The organism is Paraburkholderia caffeinilytica, assembly GCF_046030355.1.
GTDB lineage: Bacteria > Pseudomonadota > Gammaproteobacteria > Burkholderiales > Burkholderiaceae > Paraburkholderia > Paraburkholderia caffeinilytica_B.
Window position 1 is genome coordinate 346,327 of the sequence record NZ_JAQQCQ010000004.1, and the last position, 20,767, is coordinate 367,093.

Annotated in this window: 21 protein-coding genes; 4 read left to right on the forward strand and 17 right to left on the reverse strand. The window is 62.9% G+C overall.

All coding sequences use genetic code 11. The annotated features are described in order from the left end of the window. Positions 1 to 135: 135 nt before the first annotated feature. The 7 genes from bamB to ndk all read right to left on the reverse strand — a co-directional run bounded on the left by bamB (position 136) and on the right by ndk (position 7,981). On the reverse strand, positions 136 to 1,281 hold the full coding sequence (gene bamB / locus PQQ95_RS08535) for an outer membrane protein assembly factor BamB (RefSeq protein ID WP_408436798.1): 1,146 nt from the start codon (positions 1,279 to 1,281) through the stop codon (positions 136 to 138). Between the two features lie 74 nt (positions 1,282 to 1,355). Then, on the reverse strand, positions 1,356 to 1,985 hold the full coding sequence (locus tag PQQ95_RS08540; RefSeq protein WP_408436800.1) for a YfgM family protein: 630 nt from the start codon (positions 1,983 to 1,985) through the stop codon (positions 1,356 to 1,358). 78 nt (positions 1,986 to 2,063) lie between these two features. After that, the gene (gene hisS, locus PQQ95_RS08545) at positions 2,064 to 3,413 is read right to left on the reverse strand and encodes a histidine--tRNA ligase (RefSeq protein ID WP_408436802.1); all 1,350 of its coding nucleotides are present in this window, start codon (positions 3,411 to 3,413) and stop codon (positions 2,064 to 2,066) included. A 20-nt stretch (positions 3,414 to 3,433) separates the two neighbouring features. Next, complete coding sequence (ispG, locus tag PQQ95_RS08550) at positions 3,434 to 4,750, reverse strand: flavodoxin-dependent (E)-4-hydroxy-3-methylbut-2-enyl-diphosphate synthase (RefSeq protein ID WP_408436804.1); 1,317 nt, start codon at positions 4,748 to 4,750, stop codon at positions 3,434 to 3,436. 87 nt (positions 4,751 to 4,837) lie between these two features. Continuing rightward, entirely contained in the window at positions 4,838 to 5,974 is a 1,137-nt protein-coding gene (locus PQQ95_RS08555; protein ID WP_408436805.1) for a helix-turn-helix domain-containing protein, read from the reverse strand. A gap of 216 nt (positions 5,975 to 6,190) precedes the next feature. Continuing rightward, positions 6,191 to 7,342: a dual-specificity RNA methyltransferase RlmN gene (gene rlmN / locus PQQ95_RS08560; protein ID WP_063497997.1), complete on the reverse strand. Its 1,152-nt coding sequence runs from the start codon at positions 7,340 to 7,342 to the stop codon at positions 6,191 to 6,193. A 213-nt stretch (positions 7,343 to 7,555) separates the two neighbouring features. Further along, on the reverse strand, positions 7,556 to 7,981 hold the full coding sequence (gene ndk / locus PQQ95_RS08565) for a nucleoside-diphosphate kinase (protein ID WP_012433533.1): 426 nt from the start codon (positions 7,979 to 7,981) through the stop codon (positions 7,556 to 7,558). A gap of 309 nt (positions 7,982 to 8,290) precedes the next feature. Here ndk and PQQ95_RS08570 point away from each other — a divergent pair, with 309 nt between their 5' ends. Then, positions 8,291 to 8,989, forward strand: coding sequence for a Bax inhibitor-1/YccA family protein (locus tag PQQ95_RS08570; RefSeq protein WP_408436807.1), 699 nt, complete (start codon positions 8,291 to 8,293; stop codon positions 8,987 to 8,989). Positions 8,990 to 9,160: 171 nt separating this feature from the next. On the opposite strand, the gene PQQ95_RS08575 is transcribed toward PQQ95_RS08570, so the two are convergent. The 10 genes from PQQ95_RS08575 to PQQ95_RS08620 form a co-directional block, all read right to left on the reverse strand. Then, entirely contained in the window at positions 9,161 to 9,934 is a 774-nt protein-coding gene (locus tag PQQ95_RS08575) for an MBL fold metallo-hydrolase (protein ID WP_408436808.1), read from the reverse strand. Between the two features lie 7 nt (positions 9,935 to 9,941). Further along, positions 9,942 to 11,081: an NlpB/DapX family lipoprotein gene (bamC, locus tag PQQ95_RS08580; protein ID WP_200565523.1), complete on the reverse strand. Its 1,140-nt coding sequence runs from the start codon at positions 11,079 to 11,081 to the stop codon at positions 9,942 to 9,944. A 129-nt stretch (positions 11,082 to 11,210) separates the two neighbouring features. After that, positions 11,211 to 12,125, reverse strand: a complete 915-nt coding sequence (gene dapA / locus PQQ95_RS08585) for a 4-hydroxy-tetrahydrodipicolinate synthase (protein ID WP_408436810.1) — start codon at positions 12,123 to 12,125, stop codon at positions 11,211 to 11,213. 43 nt (positions 12,126 to 12,168) lie between these two features. Next, a complete protein-coding gene (locus PQQ95_RS08590; protein ID WP_408436812.1) occupies positions 12,169 to 12,780 on the reverse strand; it encodes a class I SAM-dependent methyltransferase in 612 nt (203 codons plus the stop codon). Positions 12,781 to 12,796: 16 nt separating this feature from the next. Further along, positions 12,797 to 13,999 (reverse strand): tryptophan--tRNA ligase, encoded by a 1,203-nt coding sequence (locus PQQ95_RS08595; protein ID WP_408436813.1) that lies wholly within the window; start codon positions 13,997 to 13,999, stop codon positions 12,797 to 12,799. A gap of 6 nt (positions 14,000 to 14,005) precedes the next feature. Then, positions 14,006 to 14,668 (reverse strand): site-2 protease family protein, encoded by a 663-nt coding sequence (locus PQQ95_RS08600; RefSeq protein ID WP_408436815.1) that lies wholly within the window; start codon positions 14,666 to 14,668, stop codon positions 14,006 to 14,008. A gap of 47 nt (positions 14,669 to 14,715) precedes the next feature. Next, complete coding sequence (locus tag PQQ95_RS08605) at positions 14,716 to 15,351, reverse strand: L-threonylcarbamoyladenylate synthase (protein WP_054038207.1); 636 nt, start codon at positions 15,349 to 15,351, stop codon at positions 14,716 to 14,718. A 166-nt stretch (positions 15,352 to 15,517) separates the two neighbouring features. Further along, positions 15,518 to 16,348: a 3',5'-nucleoside bisphosphate phosphatase gene (locus PQQ95_RS08610; protein WP_408436817.1), complete on the reverse strand. Its 831-nt coding sequence runs from the start codon at positions 16,346 to 16,348 to the stop codon at positions 15,518 to 15,520. A 103-nt stretch (positions 16,349 to 16,451) separates the two neighbouring features. Continuing rightward, positions 16,452 to 17,336 (reverse strand): alpha/beta fold hydrolase, encoded by an 885-nt coding sequence (locus PQQ95_RS08615; protein ID WP_408436818.1) that lies wholly within the window; start codon positions 17,334 to 17,336, stop codon positions 16,452 to 16,454. An 85-nt stretch (positions 17,337 to 17,421) separates the two neighbouring features. Then, the gene (locus PQQ95_RS08620) at positions 17,422 to 18,345 is read right to left on the reverse strand and encodes a ferritin-like domain-containing protein (protein ID WP_408436820.1); all 924 of its coding nucleotides are present in this window, start codon (positions 18,343 to 18,345) and stop codon (positions 17,422 to 17,424) included. A gap of 313 nt (positions 18,346 to 18,658) precedes the next feature. On the opposite strand from PQQ95_RS08620, the gene PQQ95_RS08625 reads away from it, so the two are divergent. The 3 genes from PQQ95_RS08625 (at position 18,659) to PQQ95_RS08635 (ending at position 20,760) form a co-directional block, all read left to right on the forward strand. Continuing rightward, complete coding sequence (locus PQQ95_RS08625; RefSeq protein WP_172173977.1) at positions 18,659 to 19,183, forward strand: gamma carbonic anhydrase family protein; 525 nt, start codon at positions 18,659 to 18,661, stop codon at positions 19,181 to 19,183. Positions 19,184 to 19,246: 63 nt separating this feature from the next. Then, on the forward strand, positions 19,247 to 20,197 hold the full coding sequence (gene hslO, locus PQQ95_RS08630; protein WP_408436822.1) for an Hsp33 family molecular chaperone HslO: 951 nt from the start codon (positions 19,247 to 19,249) through the stop codon (positions 20,195 to 20,197). A 182-nt stretch (positions 20,198 to 20,379) separates the two neighbouring features. Continuing rightward, the gene (locus PQQ95_RS08635; RefSeq protein ID WP_408436823.1) at positions 20,380 to 20,760 is read left to right on the forward strand and encodes a hypothetical protein; all 381 of its coding nucleotides are present in this window, start codon (positions 20,380 to 20,382) and stop codon (positions 20,758 to 20,760) included. The last annotated feature ends 7 nt before the right edge of the window (positions 20,761 to 20,767 follow it).

The following is a 20,767-nucleotide window of genomic DNA, read 5'->3' on the forward strand; positions in this document are numbered from 1 at the left end:
GTTTCTGATCCGACTTGCCGGACCAGCCAGTCCGGCGGAATATTTCTGGTTACTTCTGATTGCTCTGCTGTACAACAAAAACGCGCGCGGCCGGCGAAGCCGGCCTGCACGCCTGACTGCCGATGGCCTGCGCGATTAGCGCGGACGGTAGCCGTACAGATCGCCGTCGTGCGTCAGCACAACCAGCGTCTCGCCGGCCAATACAGGCGCTGCGGTAATCGGGCTGCCGTCGGTCTTCACCCGTGCCACAAGCGTGCCGTCGTCGCGCGACAGGAAATGCACGTAACCCTGGTAGTCGCCCAGCACGGCGGCGTGACCCAGGATGAACGGGACGCTAAGGTCGCGATTCTTCAGCTTGTCGTTCTTCCACAGCGTGGCGCCGTTGCTGACGTCGAACGCCGACACCACCGACCAGTCGTCCGCCGCCACCACGGCGCGGTCATCCTGCGCGAGGCCGCTGGTGCTCGAAAACGCCTTTTCCCACACTGCCCGGCCTGAGTTCGCGTCGAAGCAGCCAATCTGACCCTGGAACGTCACCGCACAGGTTTCCGAACCGAGCAGCGTGGGCGGACCCGTCACGTCGTTGATGCGCTCCACTTCCGTCACGCCCTTCGGATACGACACCGGGGTCTGCCAGTAGTTGTCGCCGGTCTGCAGGTTGATCGCGGCGAATGCGCCGCCCGGGAAGCCAGCCAGCACGGCCGCGTCGCCGGCAAACGTCATGCCCGACGAGACACGCAGATTGAGCGGCACCGCACGGTTGCGATAGTTCCACTTCTGCTCGCCCGTTTGCGCATTGAACGCGACGATCTGACCGTCGACCGTGCGCACCACCACGAGGCCGTTGCCGACCAGCGGCGGCGAGATGATTTCGCCTGGCGCCTTGGCCGTCCACAACTGCTTGCCGTCAGCACCAAGCACGTAGACGTCGCCCTTCAGCCCGCCAACCGCCGTGAGCGTGCCGTCGCTGCCGACACCTGCTGAGAGGTCGTCATGCAGCTTGACGCGCCAGATATCCTGGCCGGTTTGCGCGTCGATCTTCGCCACCGAGCCGTTCGCGCCGGCCGCGTACACCGCGTTGCCGACCGCAACCGGCGAGAACAGGTAACGACCTGCCTTGCCCACGCTGGCCTTCCACGCCTGCTGCACGTCGAGCACGGGTTTGAACTCGGTGAGCGGCGTGGGCACGCGGCGCTCGTCTTTCGTGGATGAGCAAGCCGCCATGGTGAGGACGGTCATCGCACAGGCAACGGGCACAGCGTAACGTTTCAGCAGATTCATCGGTGGACGAAGCATTCAGGAAATTATTAAAGGAGACCGGTTGGTCGTGTCATGCGGCGCACTGCATGCGGCGATTAGCCGCCCAGCGCGTCCAGCTTGAACTGAATCAACTGGCGAGCCGAGCTATCGTTTTTCGACAGCGAGTCGAGCGCGAGCTTATAGGCTGCGCGTGCATCGTCACGCTTGCCTTGAGCCGCGAGCAGATCACCGCGGCCATTCGCCACAATGCCCTTGAACGCATCGGACTGCGGTTCGGCGAGCAGTGCGAGACCCTGGTCGTAAGCCTTGTCGTCAAGCAGCAGCGAAGCCAGACGCAGCTTGGCGATCTGCTTGAACTCGTCGTCTTTCGCGTGATCGATGGTCCATTGCAACTGGGCCTTCGCGGCGGCTTCGTCACCCGCGGCGTACAGCGCCTTGGCGGCGCCCAGCGCGGTCATCTGCGCATACGCGGTGCGGCTGAACTTGTCTTCCATATCGGTGGCGACGCGCGTGATCTTCGCCTTGTCGCCCGATGCCACTGCTTGCTGCACCTGGTCGTACAGCACCGCAGCTTCCGCAGCCTGACGCCGCTGCCAGAAATTCCAGCCGTTCCAGCTTGCTGCGGCAACCAAGGCCACCAGCACGATCCACGTGGTTGCATTACCCCACTGCGTCCACCATGCCTTCAGACTTTCAATCGATTCTTGTTCGTCGTGGTAACTCATCGCCCGGCGATTTCCTCTTTCTTGATACGTGTGCGTGTCGAGCCTGATTGGCACCCAACCGGCTCGACGACATCGCGATCAGTCGTCGCCGTCTTCGGCGGTTGCAACCATCGCATTGATTAGAAATTCGGTCAAGTCTTCGGCGGGCACGTTATGTTGCTCGTTTTTACCGCCGTTACCGCCTGTATCGCCTGTATCGCGCAGCGGCTTGACGCCGACCGTACCGTTGGCGATCTCGTCTTCGCCGAGAATCACTGCGAATGCCGCGCCGCTCGCGTCTGCACGCTTCATCTGCGATTTGAAGCTCGCCGTCTGGCCATCCGCACTGCAATGCAGGATCACGTCGAGGCCCGTATCGCGCAAACGCTCGGCGATGATAAAGGCCTGTTCGCGCGCCGCGTCGCCCTGATGGACGACGTACACGTCGCAACCTTCGTCTTCCGGCACGAGCTGCTCTTCTTTCAGCAACTCGAGGATACGCTCGACACCCATCGCCCAGCCGCATGCACCCGTCGGCTTACCGCCGAGCTGCTCGATCAGCGGATCGTAACGGCCGCCGGCCGCCACCGTGCCTTGCGCGCCAAGCTTGTCGGTCACCCATTCGAACACGGTCAAATTGTAATAATCGAGACCGCGCACGAGACGCGGATTGATCGTGAACGGGATGTTGTTCGCCTTCAGAATGCGCTGCAGGCCTTCGAAGTGCGCGCGCGATTCTTCGCCGAGAAAATCGATCAGCTTGGGCGCGTTCTGCGCGACTTCCTGCATGGCCGGATTCTTCGTATCGAGCACGCGCAGCGGGTTCGTGTACAAGCGGCGCTTTGCCTCTTCGTCGAGCACGTCCATGTGCTTTTCGAGGTAAGCGATCAACTCGACGCGATGTGCCGCGCGCTCTTCCACGAGACCCAGCGAATTGAGTTCGAGCTTGATGCCCATCAAGCCGAGGTCGTCCCACAGACGCTGGCACATCATGATGATTTCAGCATCGGCGTCCGGGCCGGCGAAACCCAACGCTTCCACGCCAACCTGATGGAACTGCCGATAACGGCCACGCTGCGGACGCTCATGGCGGAACATCGGACCGATGTACCATAGACGCTTCGGACCGTCGTACAGCATGTTGTGCTCGATCGTTGCGCGCACGACAGCCGCCGTGTTTTCCGGGCGCATCGTCAGATTTTCGCCATTCAACGCGTCGGTAAAGCTGTACATCTCTTTCTCGACGATGTCAGTCACTTCGCCGATGCCGCGCTTGAACAACTGCGTATGCTCGATGATCGGCGTACGAATATTCTGGTATCCGTACGAGCGCAGCAACGACTTGACGGTCGTTTCAAAAAATTCCCACAATCCGGCTTCCTGCGGAAGGATGTCGTTCATGCCCTTCACGCCGGACAACTTTTCGAGCTTTTTCTTCTGTTCAGTCATCTGTCTTCGATCGACGGTATTTAATTGAGTGCTTCGGCGCGGCCATAGCGGCGCTCGACGTAGTCGCTCACGATTTGCTGGAATTCTTGCGCGATGTTATCGCCGCGCAGCGTTTTGACCTTCTCGCCATCAATAAACACCGGCGCGGCCGGATTTTCGCCCGAACCCGGCAAGCTGATGCCGATATTCGCCTGCTTCGATTCGCCCGGACCGTTGACGATACAGCCCATCACCGCGACGTGCATTTTCTCGACGCCAGGATATTGATCGCGCCACACCGGCATCTGCGTACGCAGATAGGTCTGGATTTGCGACGCCAGTTCCTGGAACAGCGTGCTGGTGGTACGGCCGCAGCCCGGGCACGCGATCACCATCGGCGTGAACGACCGCAGGCCCATGGTCTGCAGAATTTCCTGGCCGACGATCACTTCGCCTGTTCGCGGGCCACCGGGTTCCGGCGTCAGCGAAATACGGATCGTGTCGCCAATGCCTTGCTGCAGCAACACCGACAACGCAGCGGTCGACGCCACGATGCCCTTCGAACCCATGCCCGCTTCGGTCAGACCCAGGTGCAATGCAAAGTCGCAACGGCGGGCGAGTTCACGGTACACCGCGATCAGATCCTGCACGCCGCTGACCTTGCACGACAAAATGATCTTGTTGCGCGGCAGGCCGATTTCGACCGCGCGCTCCGCCGAGCCAATCGCCGACTGGATCAGTGCTTCGTACATCACGCTCTGCGCTTCCCACGGCGTGGAACGCGCGGCGTTTTCGTCCATCATCTTCGCGAGCAGGTCCTGATCGAGGCTGCCCCAGTTGACGCCGATCCGCACCGGCTTGTCGTACTTCACCGCCGCTTCGATCATTTGCGCGAACTGCGTGTCACGCTTCGCGCCGTGGCCGACGTTGCCGGGGTTGATCCGGTACTTCGAGAGCGACTCCGCGCACGCGGGGTAATCGCGCAGCAACAAATGGCCGTTGTAATGAAAATCGCCGACCAGCGGCACCGACACACCCATGCGGTCGAGCTGCTCGCGAACAGCCGGCACGGCCGCCGCCGCTTCCGGCGTGTTGACCGTGATACGCACCAGTTCCGAACCGGCTTGCGCCAGTTCCTTGATCTGGATCGCGGTGCCGATCGCGTCCGCGGTGTCGGTGTTGGTCATCGACTGGACGCGCACCGGCGCATCGCCACCGATGGTGACGAGCTGGCCGCCCCAACGGACGTCGACCGCGTGCGACTTGCGCCGCACAGCGTGGCCGCCAAACACCGGCTCGTTTGAAACGATCTTGCTACTGGATTGGGATTGAGCTTCGGATTGCATCGAAAAACCCATTTACGCCGCATGCGCCACACAAAAGACGTAGCGCCTGAATTGAAAAAGCGCCGTGACCCGGTTGGCCGCGACGCATACCGTATCTAATCAAGGCAACGCGAAACGCGCCACATTGCCTTTGGCCGCCGAATATTTCGACGGATCGACCGGCTGGCCATCGAGCGTAAGCGACTCGAGCCCCGCCTTGTTGCCGACGGTGACCTTGAAAGGGGCCACGCCCGTCACTTCCTTCGTATCGCCTGCGCGCACGAGGCCGGAGAACACTTCCTTGCCATCTTTGCCACGCACGCTGAACCAGCTGTCTTGCGTCACACGCAACGCGACGATCGCCTCACCCGCAGCCGGCGCCGCCGTATCTGCAGTGGCCGGTGCGCCGATCGCGGCAACTACCGGCACGCTCGCGCCCTGCGCTGCCGCCTGGACCTGCGAACCGGCCTTCGGCGCGACTGCTGCCGCCGTGACCGCCGGCGCCGAAGACGGCGCCGTACCGGTCGCCAGCGGCGCGGGCATCGGCGTACCCGACGCTGCTGCGTTATCCGCTGCAGCCTGCGTTTCCGGCGCGGAAGCAGCATCTTCCGCGGTTGCCTCGGAACCTGCCGGCTGACCCTGCGCCACCGCGCCCGATGCCCCGGTCGCGCCACCCGTTGTACCATTCGCGCTGGCCTTCAACCGCGCGAGCCACGCCGACGAATCACCGCCATTGGTATGCCACATGCCGAGCGCGATCACCGCAACAATCACCGCGGCGATGCCCCACAGCCACGAACGGCTCTTTTGCCCGCTGCCGCCGAGCGACAGCGATACACGACCGCGCGGCAAATCCTTGCCCGACGAAGCCGGCATCGACAAATCCGGCGCGGGCACACCCTTCTCGCGGCGCAAAGCCTGCGTGAACGGCGTGGGATCGGCGCCGAGCATCTTTGCGTAGCTGCGCACCACACCAAGCGCAAAAGTCGTGTCCGGCAAATGGCTGATGTCGCCGGATTCGAGCGCACGCAGCTTGATGACGGAGACCTTCAGGCGCGCCGACACGTCTTCGATCGTCCAGCCCTTCGATTCACGCAATTGGGTCAAGCGCGCGCCAACTGCCGCCAGGGAATCCAAACCCGCCAAGCCCGCCTGACCCGGCTGTGCAACAGGCTGCACCACCGCCCGGGCGATTGGCGCCGGATGGCCTTCGTTTGTGTCTGTGTCCTGCGGCTGCGGGTGCTGCGGCTCACTCATCCCAAATCCTTTCGCGTCGATTCTTTTTCACTTGTGCCACCCGGGCGGGCCAAAGCCTCACGCCGGAATCGCAGACCGTTTATAACAAAATGCGCGGCCTTGTGTGCCGCTTCCGATCGCTTCTGCAAACTTTCTTTTCAATCGCAGACGGTGTGCCGGGTTTTTGCACGCCCGGACAGCTTTGCTCCGAACGCTGCGCCCTGCCGCCTCACGCGATTACACGGCGCGAACCTCGATCACCTTTGCTGCCTTCCCGGTGCGCTCAGCAAGGCGCGTGCGGTCTTTCACCGCACCGGCCAACTGACCGCAGGCAGCGTCGATATCATCGCCGCGTGTCTTACGCACCGTGGTGACGACGCCCGCGTCCATCAGCACTTGTGCAAACCGCTTGATCTGTTCCGGCTTCGAGCGGATGAGACCCGACTCGGGGAACGGATTGAACGGAATCAGGTTGAACTTGCACGGCACGTCACGCGTAACGGCCAGCAATTCGCGTGCTTGCGCTTCGCTGTCGTTCACGCCGTCGAGCATGCAATATTCGAACGTAATGAAATCGCGCGGCGCGACTTTCAGATAGCGCTGGCAAGCGGCCATCAGTTCGCGCAGCGGATACTTCTTGTTCAGCGGCACCAGCATGTCGCGCAGCGGGTCGCTCGGCGCATGCAACGATACCGCGAGCGCCACCGGCAGATCGGCGCCCAGCCGGTCCATCATCGGCACCACGCCCGAGGTGGACAGCGTGACGCGGCGGCGCGACAGGCCGTACGCGTTATCGTCCAGCATCAGGCGCATGGCGGGCACCACCGCGTCGTAATTGAGCAGCGGCTCACCCATGCCCATCATCACCACGTTCGTGACGACGCGCTCGCCCTTGCCGTCACCGCCCGTGGCGCGACCGCCGTCAGTGCCGCGCGTCGCGCGCAGCGCGAACTCGGCCATACGCAGTTGGCCGATGATTTCGCCGGTGGTGAGATTGCGGGAGAAACCCTGTTTGCCGGTCGAACAGAAACGGCAGTTGACCGCACACCCGGCCTGCGACGACACGCACAGCGTGCCACGCGTTTCTTCGGGGATATAGACGGTTTCAACCGCGTTGCTGTTACCGACGTCGATCAGCCACTTGCGTGTGCCGTCGGTCGAAATATTGTCGCTGACGATGCCGGGCATCGTGATCGTTGCGCGCCCCTTGAGCTTTTCGCGCAAGGACTTCGCCAGATCGGTCATGCCGTCGAAGTCGGCAGCGTTGTACTGGTGGATCCAGCGCTGCAATTGCTTGGCGCGAAACGGCTTCTCGCCCAGGCTGTCGCAGTAGGCGACAAGCCCTTGGGCGTCGAGGTCGAGAAGGTTGACGGTGGGACTGCTCGTCATATCGAATCCTGCCATTTCAGTGCGAGACTACGTTCATGCAACAAGCTGCATGAACGCAATGCCGTTCGCGCCCATTCCTGCTGCTTTACCTTACTACTTTGCCGGGCTGTTCGTGCGGATTCGTGCGACAAATCCAACGGCAGCGCACGAATCGCAGATCGCGCCTACAACACAAACGCGTTCAAACCCGACCAGACCGGCCAAACCCGCTGCTTAACGCGAGTAAACGTTCACTTGCGGGAAGAAGAACGCGATTTCAACTGCGGCCGTTTCAGCGGCGTCCGAACCGTGCACCGCGTTAGCGTCGATGCTGTCGGCGAAATCGGCGCGGATCGTGCCCTTTTCTGCCTTCTTCGGGTCCGTTGCGCCCATCAGGTCGCGGTGCTTCAGGATCGCGTTTTCGCCTTCCAGCGCTTGCACGACCACCGGGCCCGAGATCATGAAATCGACCAGGTCCTTGAAGAACGGACGTGCGGCGTGCACAGCGTAGAACTTCTCTGCGTCAGCGCGCGACAGGTGGACCATGCGCGAAGCCACGATCTTCAGACCAGCGTTTTCGAAACGGCTGTAGATCTGACCGATCACGTTCTTGGCCACTGCGTCCGGCTTGATAATCGACAGGGTGCGTTCGATCGCCATAAAAACTCCAAAAAATTAAGAGGTTACAGATTCAAATGAATCCGCTATTGTAGCATGTTCCCGTGTATGATTGCGATTGAACCCTTACAGCATTGAAAGACTCCAAGCAGGAGTTTCCGAATACTGGTAGCGTAGGCCGTGTGGGCATTTTCCGGGTATTGAAACTCCCCGCCGCCGCGCCAATCTTAGGGATGAACACCTTGGCGACCGGCGGCAAGCATTCCGGCCGGCGCCGCACGCCTGACGCACCATGTGGTACAACCCGCTGCACAACCACTACGCAACACGCTTCTGAGGTAAGGAGAGACCATGAACGATCATCCGTATAGCTTTGGCCGCAATGGCGCGGTCAGCACGGTCGAAACGCGCAACCGCGTGCTACGGAACACCTACTGGCTGCTCGCGCTGTCCATGATCCCGACAGTGCTCGGCGCCTGGGCAGGCGTCGCCACCGGTTTCTCGCTGTTCGCCGCCACCAGCCCCGGCATGAGCATGCTGGCGTTCTTCGCGATCGCCTTCGGCTTCATGTTCGCCATCCAGAAAACCAAAGACAGCGCGATCGGCGTGTTCGTGCTGCTCGGCTTCACGTTCTTCATGGGCCTGATGCTGTCGCGCATCCTGAGCTTCGTGCTCGGTTTTTCGAACGGCCCATCGCTGATCATGCTCGCCTTTGGTGGCACTGGTGTGATCTTCGCCTCCATGGCCACCATCGCCACGGTCAGCAAACGTGACTTCTCGGGTCTGGGCAAGTGGCTGTTCATGGGTGTGATCGTGCTGCTGCTGGCTTCGGTCGCGAACGTGTTCCTGCATCTGCCGGCGTTGATGCTGACGGTGTCGATGCTGGCCATCGTGATCTTCTCGGCCTACATGCTGTTCGACGTCCAGCGCGTTGTGAACGGCGGGGAAACGAACTACATCACCGCTACGCTTGCGATCTATCTGGATCTGTACAACGTGTTCGTCAACCTGCTCGCGCTGCTCGGCATCTTCGGCGGCAACCGCAACTAAGTCTGACGCAAGCAGGGCGCGGTGCCCGAAACACCGGCCTTGTAGAAAAAGCCCATGGCGAGCAATCGTCATGGGCTTTTTTCATTGCACTGCCGGCATGTCAACGGCGAATCGCCGAAACTGACGATGCCAGGCGATTAGCGATGAGTCAATCAGCTACGGGTCACAAGCTCACAAGCTCAGCCAGGCGAAGCCTTCATCCTGAGAGGCCACGACCACTTCGGTCGGCGCGGCGCCCAGCACCCCCGCCATGGCAGCCCGCGCCAGTTCCGGCGAATTATTCTGCTGGCTCAGATGGGCGGCCACCAGATGGCGCAAGCGCGAACGATCGAGCGAAGCCAGGATTTCTGCCGCCGCTTCGTTGTTCAGATGCCCATGATTGCCGCCGATACGCGCCTTCAGCGATTGAGGATAGCGGCTACCCGCCAGCATCCGCACATCGTGATTGCATTCGAGCACCAGCGCGTCGCAGCCGCTCAGCACCGCGCTGATGTGCGGCGTGGAAGTGCCGACGTCGGTCAGCACGCCAAGCCGGCTCGCGCCATTGGAGAGCACGTATTGCAGCGGCTCGCGAGCGTCGTGAGGAACGGTGTAAGGGAGAATGCTGAGGTCGCCGATCGCCACCGCTTCGTCGCCCCACAGCACCTGCAGGTCGACGTCGGCTTCGTCGGCACCCACCGCGCGGGCGGTGCCCCAACTCATGTACAACGGAATCGACCACTTGCGCGCCAGCGTCAGCGCGCTGCCAATGTGATCGCTGTGTTCATGTGTAATCAGAATGGCGTCGAGACCCTCGACGCCCGCGCCGAGCCGCGTCAGACGCCGCTCGACTTCCCTGGCCGAAAAGCCGCAATCGAGCAGAACGCGCGTGGTGGTCGCGCCGCTTTGCGCTTCCACCAGCAAGGCATTGCCTTCACTGCCGCTGCCGAGACTGGCGAAGCGCACAGCCCGCTTAGTTCAGTTGCGCGTGCAGCAACGTCACGATGCGCTGTGCGTCGGACGAGTTATCCACCTGTCCGTTCGCGTCCAGCACCGCCACCTGCGTCACGGTATCGCCCTTCGAGCGCACATTGACGAGGAATTCCTGACCCGGCTTCTTCGACGAATTGCCGCTGTAGAACAGCTTGCCGAAGAGCCCTTCCTTCTTCAACTCCTGCATCGAGTCCGCATAGCGCACGTAGTAGATGCCTTTCGCGCGGTCGCGGTTGTCGACGGTAAAGTTGGTGCGGTCAAGCGCGAGACCCACGCGCAACCATGCACGGTCGAACGATTCCTGCAGATCGAGCGTCGAGGCGCCCGCGCTCTGGTCGATCGTAGCCGGCGCGGTAGCCGAGCGGGCATCGGTCAGGAGTTGCTTCGATTGCGCTTCGGTCAGGCCGAACTTCTGCATCAGCTTGGTCAGGAACAGCGCTTCCAGCGCCGGATCGCGCGGACGCTCTTCCCAGCGCGACGACGTCTTGTCCTGGCCCGTCAGCATTTCTTCCATCGCGCTATGCGTGATCGAGATGTCCGTCGTATCAGCCGGGCCACGCGACACCAGCGTGCGGAAGCTGTCGCGGGTGCCCGACGAGTAAGCGAAGTCGATCACTTTGCCGACCGTGCGACGGAACCAGTCGTCCGGAATATTGGCGCGGTTTTCAGCCCAGTCGGTGGTCATGATGCCGGTGGCCGGCGCGTCGGTTTTCAGCGCGAAGCCATTCTCCTGCCAGAACTCCTGCAGCTGCGGCCACAGTTGTTCCGGCGTGCGGCCGTCGACCACCAGCCAGCGGCGATCGCCGTCACGCTCGATGTGCATGCCCAGCGGGTCCTGCGCATTCGGCTGGCCTTCGGTGGAATTGCCCGCGGCCGTGACGGCGCGCTGCTGCGCGCCGCCCAGCGCCAGATTGGCCGGCGGCGCAACATAACGCCCGTCGGTCGGCGCGGTGCTCAGATCGCCCGGAACGGCGAGCGGCGGTGCGCTGCCCGCGCCCTTGTAATTGACGCGGTCGGAGGCGAACCAGTCGTTCAGCGTGTCACAGCCGGCGAGCGTTACCAGGGCAAGCGCCAGCGCCGCCATGCGGGTTGCGTGGAGGGAAAGTGCGGAACGTTTCATGAGGTCCTTCGTGATGCTGGAACGCGGTGCCTGGTTCTGTGTGCCGGGAACGTGGGCTGGATCGACGTCGGTTAAGGGAGTGCCGGTGGCAGGCTTTGGTTAAGCTGGGAGTTGCCGGGACAAGCCCGTTTAGCCCAGCAGACCCGCTTCGCGCAGCGCGCCGCGCACCACGTCGTGGTATTGCGCGTCGAGCGGCGTGAGCGGCAGGCGGATTCCGCCCTGCACACGACCCAGTTGCTGCAATGCCCATTTCGCCGGAATCGGATTCGACTCGATGAACAGGTTCTTATGCAGCGACAGGAGTTTCAGATGAATCTCACGAGCGGTCTTCGCGTCCGCGGCAAGCGCGGCTTTGCATAGATCGCTCATGGCGCGCGGCGCGACGTTTGCGGTGACCGAGATATTACCGTGGCCGCCAAGCAGCATCAGCGCGATCGCCGTGGGATCGTCGCCGCTGTAGATGCCGAAATGGGCCGGCGCCGACTTGATCAGATGTGCGGCGCGATCAATATTGCCCGTCGCTTCCTTCACCCCGATGATGCCCGGCACCTGCGCGCAACGCAGAATCGTTTCGTTGCTCATGTCCGCAACCGTACGGCCCGGCACGTTGTACAGAATGACCGGCAGATCGACGGTTTCGGCGATCTTCGCGAAGTGGCGATAAATGCCTTCCTGGGTCGGCTTGTTGTAGTACGGCACGACCTGCAGCGTGGCATCCGCGCCGACGGCCTTCGCCTGCTGCGTGAGTTCGATGGCCTCGGTGGTGGAGTTGCCGCCCGAGCCCGCGATCACCGGAATCCGGCCCGCCGTGTGCTCGACTGCGGTTTTGACCATCAGCACGTGCTCTTCGACCGACAGCGTGGCCGACTCGCCGCTCGTGCCGACCACGACCAGTGCGTTCGTGCCCTCTGCGATATGCCAGTCGATCAGTTTGCGAAACGCCGGCAGATCGAGGCCGCCGTCTTCGAGCATGGGAGTAATGATGGCAGGGATGCTGCCGCGAATCTGAACGCCGCCAGTGCTGCTTTGATTGCCGTTAGTCATGAAACGCCATGAATTTGATCAGGTAAACCGCGATTGTAGCGGATTAGCCAGCCAGCTCGTAACAAGGCGGGGGTGCCGCCTCGGCACGCTCGGCTGAGCGATCCGCCTCCATAATTGCGCATATCCGCTGGACGTAAGCCGGGCGCGGCTGCGCGAGAAATCCGTCTTGAAATGCGACCACGCGGAGGTGGCCGCGCACCACCTCGAGCAGCTCGCCGGGTGCAAGCAAAAATGCCGGGTTAGACGGCTTGCCGACCCTTTCGTTGCCTTGCGCGAAGGTCTCGTAAACCAGTACGCCGCCGGGCGCGAGCGAGCGCAGAAGCTGCGGAAACAGCGGCCGATGCAGATAGTTCGTAACCACGATCGCTGCAAATTTCGCGTCGGCGGGCAAAGGCCATGCGGCGCCTTCGATGTCAGCCGCGAGCGTGGTGATGCGCGGCTCGTCGCGCATCAGGTCCAGCGCGGACGCATCGCGGTCGAGCGCGGTCACCGGATGGCCCAGCGAGGCAAAGAACCGTGCATGCCGCCCGGCCCCCGACGCCACGTCGAGCACCGCACCGCCCGCCGCGACCAGATGCGCCCAGTGGCGCACCCAGCGCGACGGCTCGCCGTTTCCGTGCGAGGGACCGTCCGACCTGGCAACCGAGGTGCTCATCGCTTCCGTGCCGCGATCAGTTGTACGACAGGCCCATCGCCTCGCGCACGTCACGCATCGTTTCCGTGGCGAACTTGCGGGCCTTGTCGCAGCCGTCGGCGACGATCGCGCGCAACAGCGACGGATCGTCCATGTATTTCTGCGCGCGCTCGAGCATCGGCTGCTGCTCGCGCAGAATGCCTTCGATCACCGGCTGCTTGCACTCGAGACAACCGATACCTGCGGTTCGGCAGCCCTTCTGCACCCACTCGTGGGTGGTTTCGTCCGTGTAGACCTGATGCAGTTGCCACACCGGGCATTTGTCCGGATCGCCCGGATCGGTGCGGCGCACGCGGGCCGGATCGGTCGGCATGGTGCGAACTTTCTTCGTGATCGTTTCCGCGTCTTCACGCAGGCCGATCGTGTTGCCGTAGGACTTCGACATCTTCTGGCCGTCCAGACCCGGCATGCGCGACGCTTCGGTCAGCATGGCCTGCGGCTCGACCAGAATGATCTTGCGCGAGCCTTCGAGGTAGCCGAACAGACGCTCCCGATCGCTCATCGACAGGCTCTGCGATTCCTGCAACATCGCGCGTGCCTGTTCGAGTGCTTCGTCGTCGCCTTCCTGCTGGTACGCGTTGCGCAGCTCGTGATAAAGCTTGGCGCGCTTGCCGCCCAGCTTCTTCGCTGCTTCATTCGCCTTCTGTTCGAAGCCCGGTTCGCGGCCATACAGGTAGTTGAAGCGGCGCGCGATTTCACGCGTCATTTCGACGTGCGGCACCTGATCTTCGCCGACCGGCACGAGCGAGCCGCGGTACAGCAGAATGTCCGCCGCCATCAGCACCGGATAGCCGAGGAAGCCGTAGGTGGACAGGTCCTTGTCCTTCAGCTTTTCCTGCTGCTCCTTGTAGGTAGGCACGCGTTCGAGCCAGCCGAGCGGCGTGCTCATGCCGAGCAGCAGCGCCAGTTCCGCATGTTCGGGCACCTTGCTCTGGATAAAGAGCGTAGCCTGCGCCGGATCGATACCCGAGGCGAGCCAGTCGATCAGCACGTCCCACACGTTCTTTTCGATCACTTCGGGCGTTTCGTAGTGCGTCGTCAGCGCGTGCCAATCGACCACACAGAAGAAACACGGGTATTCGGACTGCAGCCGCACCCAGTTTTTCAGCACGCCGTGATAGTGGCCGAGGTGCAGCGACCCGGTGGGCCGCATGCCGGAGAAGATACGGTCTGGGAACATGGTTATTTAGAAAAGCGAAACAAGGGGAGTCAGAATTGCGGTAATCGCGCCATAGCCCAGCGTGACGAGCGGGCTGAGCCAATAGCGCGTGAGCGTGCCTGTCATGACCAGCGCCATCACGATGAAAAAGCCGTACGGTTCAAGGCGCGACAGCGTGATCGATTGCCGTGGCGGCAACAGCGCCATCAGCACGCGGCCACCGTCGAGCGGGGGCAGCGGAAACAGGTTGAGCACACCGAGCACGAGGTTCACGCCGACGCCGGCGGCCGCCATGCGCGTGAAGAAAGGCTCCTCAATCCCCCCAACGGCAAGTGCGACGCCGACCAGACCCCACACCAGCGCCTGCACGAAATTGCAGGCCGGCCCGGCGGCCGCGACCCACAGACTGCCCCAACGCGGATTGCGCAAGTTGCCGAAGGCGACCGGCACGGGCTTCGCGTAACCGAACATGAACGCGCCGCTGGTGGCGAAGTACAGCAGCAAGGGAATCGCGATCGTGCCGAGCGGATCGATGTGCCGCATCGGATTGAGGGAGACGCGGCCGAGCACGTACGCGGTGTTGTCGCCGAGCCAGCGCGCGACGTAGCCATGCGCGGCTTCATGCAGCGTGATCGCGAAAATCACCGGCAATGCGTAAACCGCAATGGTTTGTATCAGGGAAGAATCCATATCTCGCTATTGTAACAACGCGATTGCGTGCGTCTGTCCGCTTTCGCTCATGCCGTCTCTTCGAGACCGAACGGCGCGAGAGAACCGCGCCCTGCCCGCACCAGCACCGGCTCGGCGCCGGTCAAGTCGATCACGGTGGAGGGTTCGCACACGCACGGGCCGCCGTCGATCACCAGGTCCAGCTGTTTCTCGAGCCGTTCGCGGATTTCTTCCGGATCGTTCAGCGGCTGGGTTTCGCCCGGCATGATCAGCGTGGAGCCGAGCAGCGGCTGGCCGAGTTCTTCGAGGATGGCCAGCGTGATCGCGTGTTCCGGCACCCGCAGGCCGATCGTTTTGCGCGACGGATGCGACAGGCGCCGCGGCACCTCTTTGGTAGCCTGCAGCACGAAAACGTAAGGGCCCGGCGTGACCGACTTGATCAGACGGTACTGCCGGTTGTCGACCATTGCGAAGTTGGACAACTCCGAGAGATCGCGCACCAGCAGCGACAACAAGGCCTTCTCGTCGAGCCCGCGAATGCGCCGCAGGCGCTCGACCGCGTCCTTGTCGTCGAGATGACAGGCGAGCGCGTAGCTCGAATCCGTCGGCAACGCGACGACGCCGCCGTCGTTGATGATCTGCACGGCCTGTTTGACGAGGCGCGGCTGCGGGTTATCCGGATGAAGCCGAAAGTATTGGGACATGTTGACTAACGATGGCGACGGGTGGCGACGGACGACAGAGCGGACGAAAACAGACGAAAAAAAGCGGATAAAAATTCGGGCGGGAGCCGGGCGGAAGATCGGGCGAAAGCATGCCCCTCGGACGGGGACATTCGCGCATATCGTGCCACCGCGGCACGGCACGCGATCACAGCCAGCGTTCCCAGACGGGCTTGAGATCGGAAGGCAGCGGCGGCAGCGTGCCGAGATCGACACGGCCCTCGCCCGGTGCATGGAAGTCGGAGCCGCGCGAGGCTTCGAAGCCGAAGCGGCGCGCGACGTCAGCGTATTCGCGGTACTGATCCGGCGTATGGCTGCCCGTCACCACTTCGATCGCCTTGCCGCCGAGGTCGATGAATTCGGCAAAAAACGCGTCGAATTCGACCGGCGAGTATGCGTAGCGACCCGGGTGGGCGATGACCGCCTCGCCGCCGGCCGCCTGAATCCAGCCCACCGCGTCCGCCAGTTTCGCCCAGCGATGCGACACGTAGCCGGGTTTGCCGTCGCCGAGGAAGCGGTTGAACACGTCCTGCGTGGAGCTGGCGTAGCCGTTTTCGACCATGAAGCGCGCGAAGTGCGTGCGCGAAATCATGTCCGGGTTCGAGACGTATTTGAGCGCGCCTTGATAGGCGTCGGGGATGCCGAGCGTGGCCAACTGCTCGCCGATGGCTTCGGCACGCGCCGCACGGCCGTTGCGGGTGCGCGCGAGGCCGTCGATCAGGATCGAACTGGTCGGATCGACGCCCAGCCCGACGATGTGCACCGTACGCGACGCCCACGTGACCGAAATCTCTACGCCGCTCAGGTAGCCCATGCCGAGCGCCTCAGCGGCGCTGCGCGCTTCGTGCTGACCGCCCAGCTCGTCGTGGTCGGTCAATGCCCACAGCGTCACGCCGCCCGCGTGCGCGCGGCGCGCGACATCGGCCGGCGCGAACTGGCCGTCGGATACGGTGGAGTGACAGTGGAGGTCGGCGTTCATCTTGGTCTTGAGAAAGTTCTGCTCTTATTTTACTGCAACGCAGTAAATGGCCGCAGCGCTATCTCGCGATAGTGGACCTCGCGCCGAAATCCTTTTGCAAGGTTCAGGCGCAGAAGCCCTCGATCAGCGCGGCGACCTGCTCGGGCTGATCGTGATGCACCATATGCCCCGCTTCGTCGATGATTTTCTCGCGCCAGTTCGGAAACGCCTGGAAGCGCGCCTTGAATTCGTCGAGCGGAATCTCGCCGGCGATCTGTGCAAGCGTGGGCGAGTTGGCGGCCTCGACGTGCAGCACTTTCGCGGTGACCTTGCGCCACACGGCCATCACTTCGTCGAGGCGGTACAGCGTCGGCCCGCGCAGTTTGTGCGCCGGATCGGCGAGCAGCATGAAGCGCCCTTCTCCGTCCGGTTTGGACCAATGCTGGGCGAGGAACTGCGCGCGCTGCGGTGGGAGGCGCGGGTTGGTCTTGATCAGACGGCCCGCGACGTCGTCCAGTGAGGCGTAGCGCTTCAATTGCGGCGGATCGCGCAGCTCGTCGAGCCAGTTGCGCAGGCGCCTGGGGGCTTGCGCCGAGTGCGACGGCGCGAGACCGAAGCCTTCCAGATCGACCACGCGCCGCACCCGCTCGGGCCGCACGCCTGCATACAGGCAGACGATGTTCGCGCCCATGCTGTGGCCAACCAGATTCACTTCGCCAGTCGGTGCATAGTGGTCGAGCAGCGCGTCGAGATCGGCAACGTAGTCCTGGATCCAGTAGTTGCCGCCGCCGCGTTCCGCGACCGGCCAGTCCGACAGGCCGAAGCCGCGCATGTCGGGCGCAATCACCTGCCAGTCGCCGCCCAATGCGTCGACGACGAACTGGAACGATGCGGCCACGTCCATCCAGCCGTGCAGCATGAACAGCATCGGCGCATCCGGATTGCCCCAGCGCCGCACGTGCAGACGGATGCCGCGCACGGCGACGAATTCAGACCTGGATGTATTCATGAACGGCGCGCCCGAAAAAAGAATGGTCGTTCGATTATAACGAGATAGCCGGACGATGCGTGACGTCTGGCGATGGAAAAAGGCTTCAGTTATCTGAGCCCTGCATGATCGGAGGCACCGTCTGCTCAGCGTCGAGGCCCGCCAGGGCGACCAGCGCGGCCAGTTCGGTTTCGTCGAAACCGGCGTCGCGGCGCGCCTCGAAATTGAACGGACCGCGTAATTTCGGTGCGCGATACTGGTCGGCAAGGTGCGTGTAGGTGGTGTGCGGATCGAGGCCGCCCTCGTCGCACAGGTGACGGAACCAGCGGTTGCCGATTAGCACATGACCGATTTCGTCGCGCAGGATCACGTCCAGAATCGCCGCGGACGCGTGGTCGCCCGCCTGCTGCAGGCGGGCGCGGATCGGCGGCGAGGCGTCGAGGCCGCGCGCTTCGAGGGTGCGCGGCACAAGCGCCATGCGGGCCAGCACGTCGGCGCGGGTGCGCTCGCACATATCCCAGAGGCCGTCGTGGGCGGGAAAATCGCCGTAGACATGGCCGAATTCCGCCAGCCGTGCGACCAGCAGCGAGAAGTGATGCGCTTCTTCGGCGGCGACTTTGAGCCAGTCGGTGTAGAACGCAGCGGGCATGCCGGAAAAACGCCAGACGGCGTCGAGCGCAAGGTTGATGGCGTTGAATTCGATATGCGCCAGCGCATGCAGCAAGACCGCGCGTCCTTCGGGCGATTGCATGCTGCGGCGCTTCAGTTTGCGCGGATCGACCAGTTCGGGACGTGCGGGACGGCCTGGCAGGCCGGCCGGCTCAGCGAGTTCGAGGTCGGCGAATAATGCGAGACTGCCGTCCAGCGCCGCGGCGTATAACGCGCGTGCCGCGGCTGCCTTGGTTGCCGGATCGATTTCACGCAATGCGGCCAGCGCCGCGGCACGCGCGCAATTTGCGCGATCTGGGCAATGCGCGGGATTCGTCGATATCGGCAGAACGGGCAAAGCAGACGGAGCAGCGGAAATCATGGCAACCAAGGTTGGCAAAGAGAACGGCAACATGCAAAACGGGCGGTGCGGCGGTTGCCGAGGCTGAGCCGGGACCGAGCTCCAGGCAGCTTGCAGCAGCGCCGAGCGGCCTAAGCACACAACCGTTTACAATACTCGATTCGACCATCTCGCGCGCCTATTGCGCAGGGCCGGCGGGACAATCCGGTTCAGCGGGGCGTTTTTGGACGTCTTGCAGCCGCTGCGCTGCCCCCGTTTCACAACAGGTTCGCAACCGGTTTTACACCCCTAGCCCGCCCGCACAACGCGCAGCGACCGATCAAGAGGAGACAGCGTGACAATTTACAAGCTTGGCGAAGCAGCCCCGACCATCCATGAAAGCGTGTTCGTCGCGGATTCAGCGAACATTATCGGCAATGTGACGCTCGAGGAAAATTCGAGCGTCTGGTTCGGCGCGACGCTGCGCGGCGACAACGAGCCGATCACGCTCGGCGCCGGCAGCAACGTGCAGGAAAACGCGGTGCTGCACACCGACCCGGGCTTCCCGCTGACGATCGAGCCGAATGTGACGATCGGCCACCAGGTCATGCTGCACGGCTGCACGATCAAGGAAGGCTCGCTGATCGGAATTCAGGCCGTGGTCTTGAATGGAGCGGTAATCGGCCGCAACTGTCTGGTCGGAGCGGGCGCCATCGTCACTGAAGGCAAAGTGTTTCCCGACAATTCGCTGATTCTCGGCGCGCCCGCCAAAGTGGTGCGCGAACTGACCGAGACGGATATCGCCAATATGCAGCGCGGCACGGCAAGTTATGCCGAGCGCCGCGAATATTTCAAGGCGCAGCTCGTGCGCATCGGCTAGTCAGCCGGGCGCGCGGCGCGCACGGCGCAGCATCAGGCTGCGTCATTCGACCGAGGAAAAGTTGTGAGCGACCAGTTGCAAAAATTCATGTTCAGTGCGGCGCCGGTGCGCGGCGAGATCGTTTCGCTGCGCAATACGTGGCAGGAAGTGCTGACGCGCCGGGACTATCCGGCGCCCGTCCGGACGATTCTGGGCGAAATGATGGCTGCGTGCGCGCTGCTTTCGGCGAACCTCAAGTTCGACGGCACGCTTGTCATGCAGATTTTCGGCGACGGCCCGGCCAAGATGCTGGTGGTGCAGTGCAGCTCCGACCTGTCGATGCGCGCCACCGCCAAGCTTTCCGGTGAAGCAGGCAATACGATCGACGACACCACCTCCATGATCGAACTGGTCAACGCGAGCGGCCATGGCCGTTGCGTGATCACGCTCGACCCGCGCGACAAGCAGCCCGGCCAGCAGCCGTATCAAAGTATCGTGCCGCTCTCGGGTGTGGACGGCCCGCTCAAGTCGATGTCCGAAGTGCTCGAGCACTACATGCATCACTCGGAGCAGCTCGACACGCGCCTGTGGCTCGCGGCGAACACCGAGCGCGCAGTTGGCATGCTGTTGCAAAAGCTGCCGGGAGACGGCGGCATTGTCCCGCATCCGGGCGATCTGGATGCGGACACGTGGGAGCGCGTCTGCACGCTCGGCGGCACCATGTCACAAGATGAGCTGCTGAAGGAGGAACCGGCCACGATTTTCCGCCGTCTGTTCTGGCAGGAGAACGTGCAGCATTTCGAACCGGCCACAACGCGCTTCGAATGCAGCTGTTCGCGCGAAAAAGTCGGCGCCATGCTGAAGATGCTGGGCCGCGAGGAAGTAGACGGCGTGATCGAAGAACGCGGTCACGTCGAAATTCATTGCGAATTCTGTAACCAGCGGTACGAATTCGATCCGGTCGACGTCGCGCAACTTTTTGTCGCCAATGCGCTCTCACAAGGTGTGACGCCGGCGGCCGACCAGCGGCACTGAAGCAGCCAGGTGGCGGCCCATTGCGCCTGTGTTACAGCAGTAAATTACGGCAGTAAAATTGACGTGCCGGCCGCGGCCTTTTCAGGGCTGAGGCGGCGCGTTATCGTCGATCATTGCGTTGGATCGTGGACGGTGCGCGCTGCGCATGGTTTGCTTAGGCATCCGATCAATGGAGATCAAAAATGAACCACCCTACTTCGTTGAAGCATTGCGTGCGCTCGCTTACCGTGCTGGCGGTCATAGCCGGCAGCGCCGTGCTGACGGGCTGCGTGATGGACCCACCGGGGCCGTCGCCGATTTATAGCCGGCTACCGGCCGACCAGTCAGGCACCGCCAGTGCCGCCCGGCCGCTCACGCCGGAAGAACGCGAGCGCTACGATGCGATCGATCGTCAGGTGCTGTCCGATCAGAATCAGGCCATTGCCGCCGAGAACGCGGCTCAAGCGTATTCACGCTATTACTCGCCGCCCGTTAGCGTGTACGGCAGTTATTACGGCGGCGGTTGGGGGCACGGCTGGGGTACGGGAGTCGGCGTAGGTTACTCACCGTACTGGGGCTGGTAAGCCTAAG

Bases quoted from the DNA above. Each gene is read 5' to 3' on its own strand.
- bamB (WP_408436798.1), bottom strand. From the start codon at position 1,281: ATGAATCTGCTGAAACGTTACGCTGTGCCCGTTGCCTGTGCGATGACC.
- PQQ95_RS08540 (WP_408436800.1), bottom strand. From the start codon at position 1,985: ATGAGTTACCACGACGAACAAGAATCGATTGAAAGTCTGAAGGCATGG.
- hisS (WP_408436802.1), bottom strand. From the start codon at position 3,413: ATGACTGAACAGAAGAAAAAGCTCGAAAAGTTGTCCGGCGTGAAGGGC.
- ispG (WP_408436804.1), bottom strand. From the start codon at position 4,750: ATGGGTTTTTCGATGCAATCCGAAGCTCAATCCCAATCCAGTAGCAAG.
- PQQ95_RS08555 (WP_408436805.1), bottom strand. From the start codon at position 5,974: ATGAGTGAGCCGCAGCACCCGCAGCCGCAGGACACAGACACAAACGAA.
- rlmN (WP_063497997.1), bottom strand. From the start codon at position 7,342: ATGACGAGCAGTCCCACCGTCAACCTTCTCGACCTCGACGCCCAAGGG.
- ndk (WP_012433533.1), bottom strand. From the start codon at position 7,981: ATGGCGATCGAACGCACCCTGTCGATTATCAAGCCGGACGCAGTGGCC.
- PQQ95_RS08570 (WP_408436807.1), top strand. From the start codon at position 8,291: ATGAACGATCATCCGTATAGCTTTGGCCGCAATGGCGCGGTCAGCACG.
- bamC (WP_200565523.1), bottom strand. From the start codon at position 11,081: ATGAAACGTTCCGCACTTTCCCTCCACGCAACCCGCATGGCGGCGCTG.
- dapA (WP_408436810.1), bottom strand. From the start codon at position 12,125: ATGACTAACGGCAATCAAAGCAGCACTGGCGGCGTTCAGATTCGCGGC.
- PQQ95_RS08590 (WP_408436812.1), bottom strand. From the start codon at position 12,780: ATGAGCACCTCGGTTGCCAGGTCGGACGGTCCCTCGCACGGAAACGGC.
- PQQ95_RS08595 (WP_408436813.1), bottom strand. From the start codon at position 13,999: ATGTTCCCAGACCGTATCTTCTCCGGCATGCGGCCCACCGGGTCGCTG.
- PQQ95_RS08600 (WP_408436815.1), bottom strand. From the start codon at position 14,668: ATGGATTCTTCCCTGATACAAACCATTGCGGTTTACGCATTGCCGGTG.
- PQQ95_RS08605 (WP_054038207.1), bottom strand. From the start codon at position 15,351: ATGTCCCAATACTTTCGGCTTCATCCGGATAACCCGCAGCCGCGCCTC.
- PQQ95_RS08610 (WP_408436817.1), bottom strand. From the start codon at position 16,348: ATGAACGCCGACCTCCACTGTCACTCCACCGTATCCGACGGCCAGTTC.
- PQQ95_RS08615 (WP_408436818.1), bottom strand. From the start codon at position 17,336: ATGAATACATCCAGGTCTGAATTCGTCGCCGTGCGCGGCATCCGTCTG.
- PQQ95_RS08620 (WP_408436820.1), bottom strand. From the start codon at position 18,345: ATGATTTCCGCTGCTCCGTCTGCTTTGCCCGTTCTGCCGATATCGACG.
- PQQ95_RS08635 (WP_408436823.1), top strand. From the start codon at position 20,380: ATGAACCACCCTACTTCGTTGAAGCATTGCGTGCGCTCGCTTACCGTG.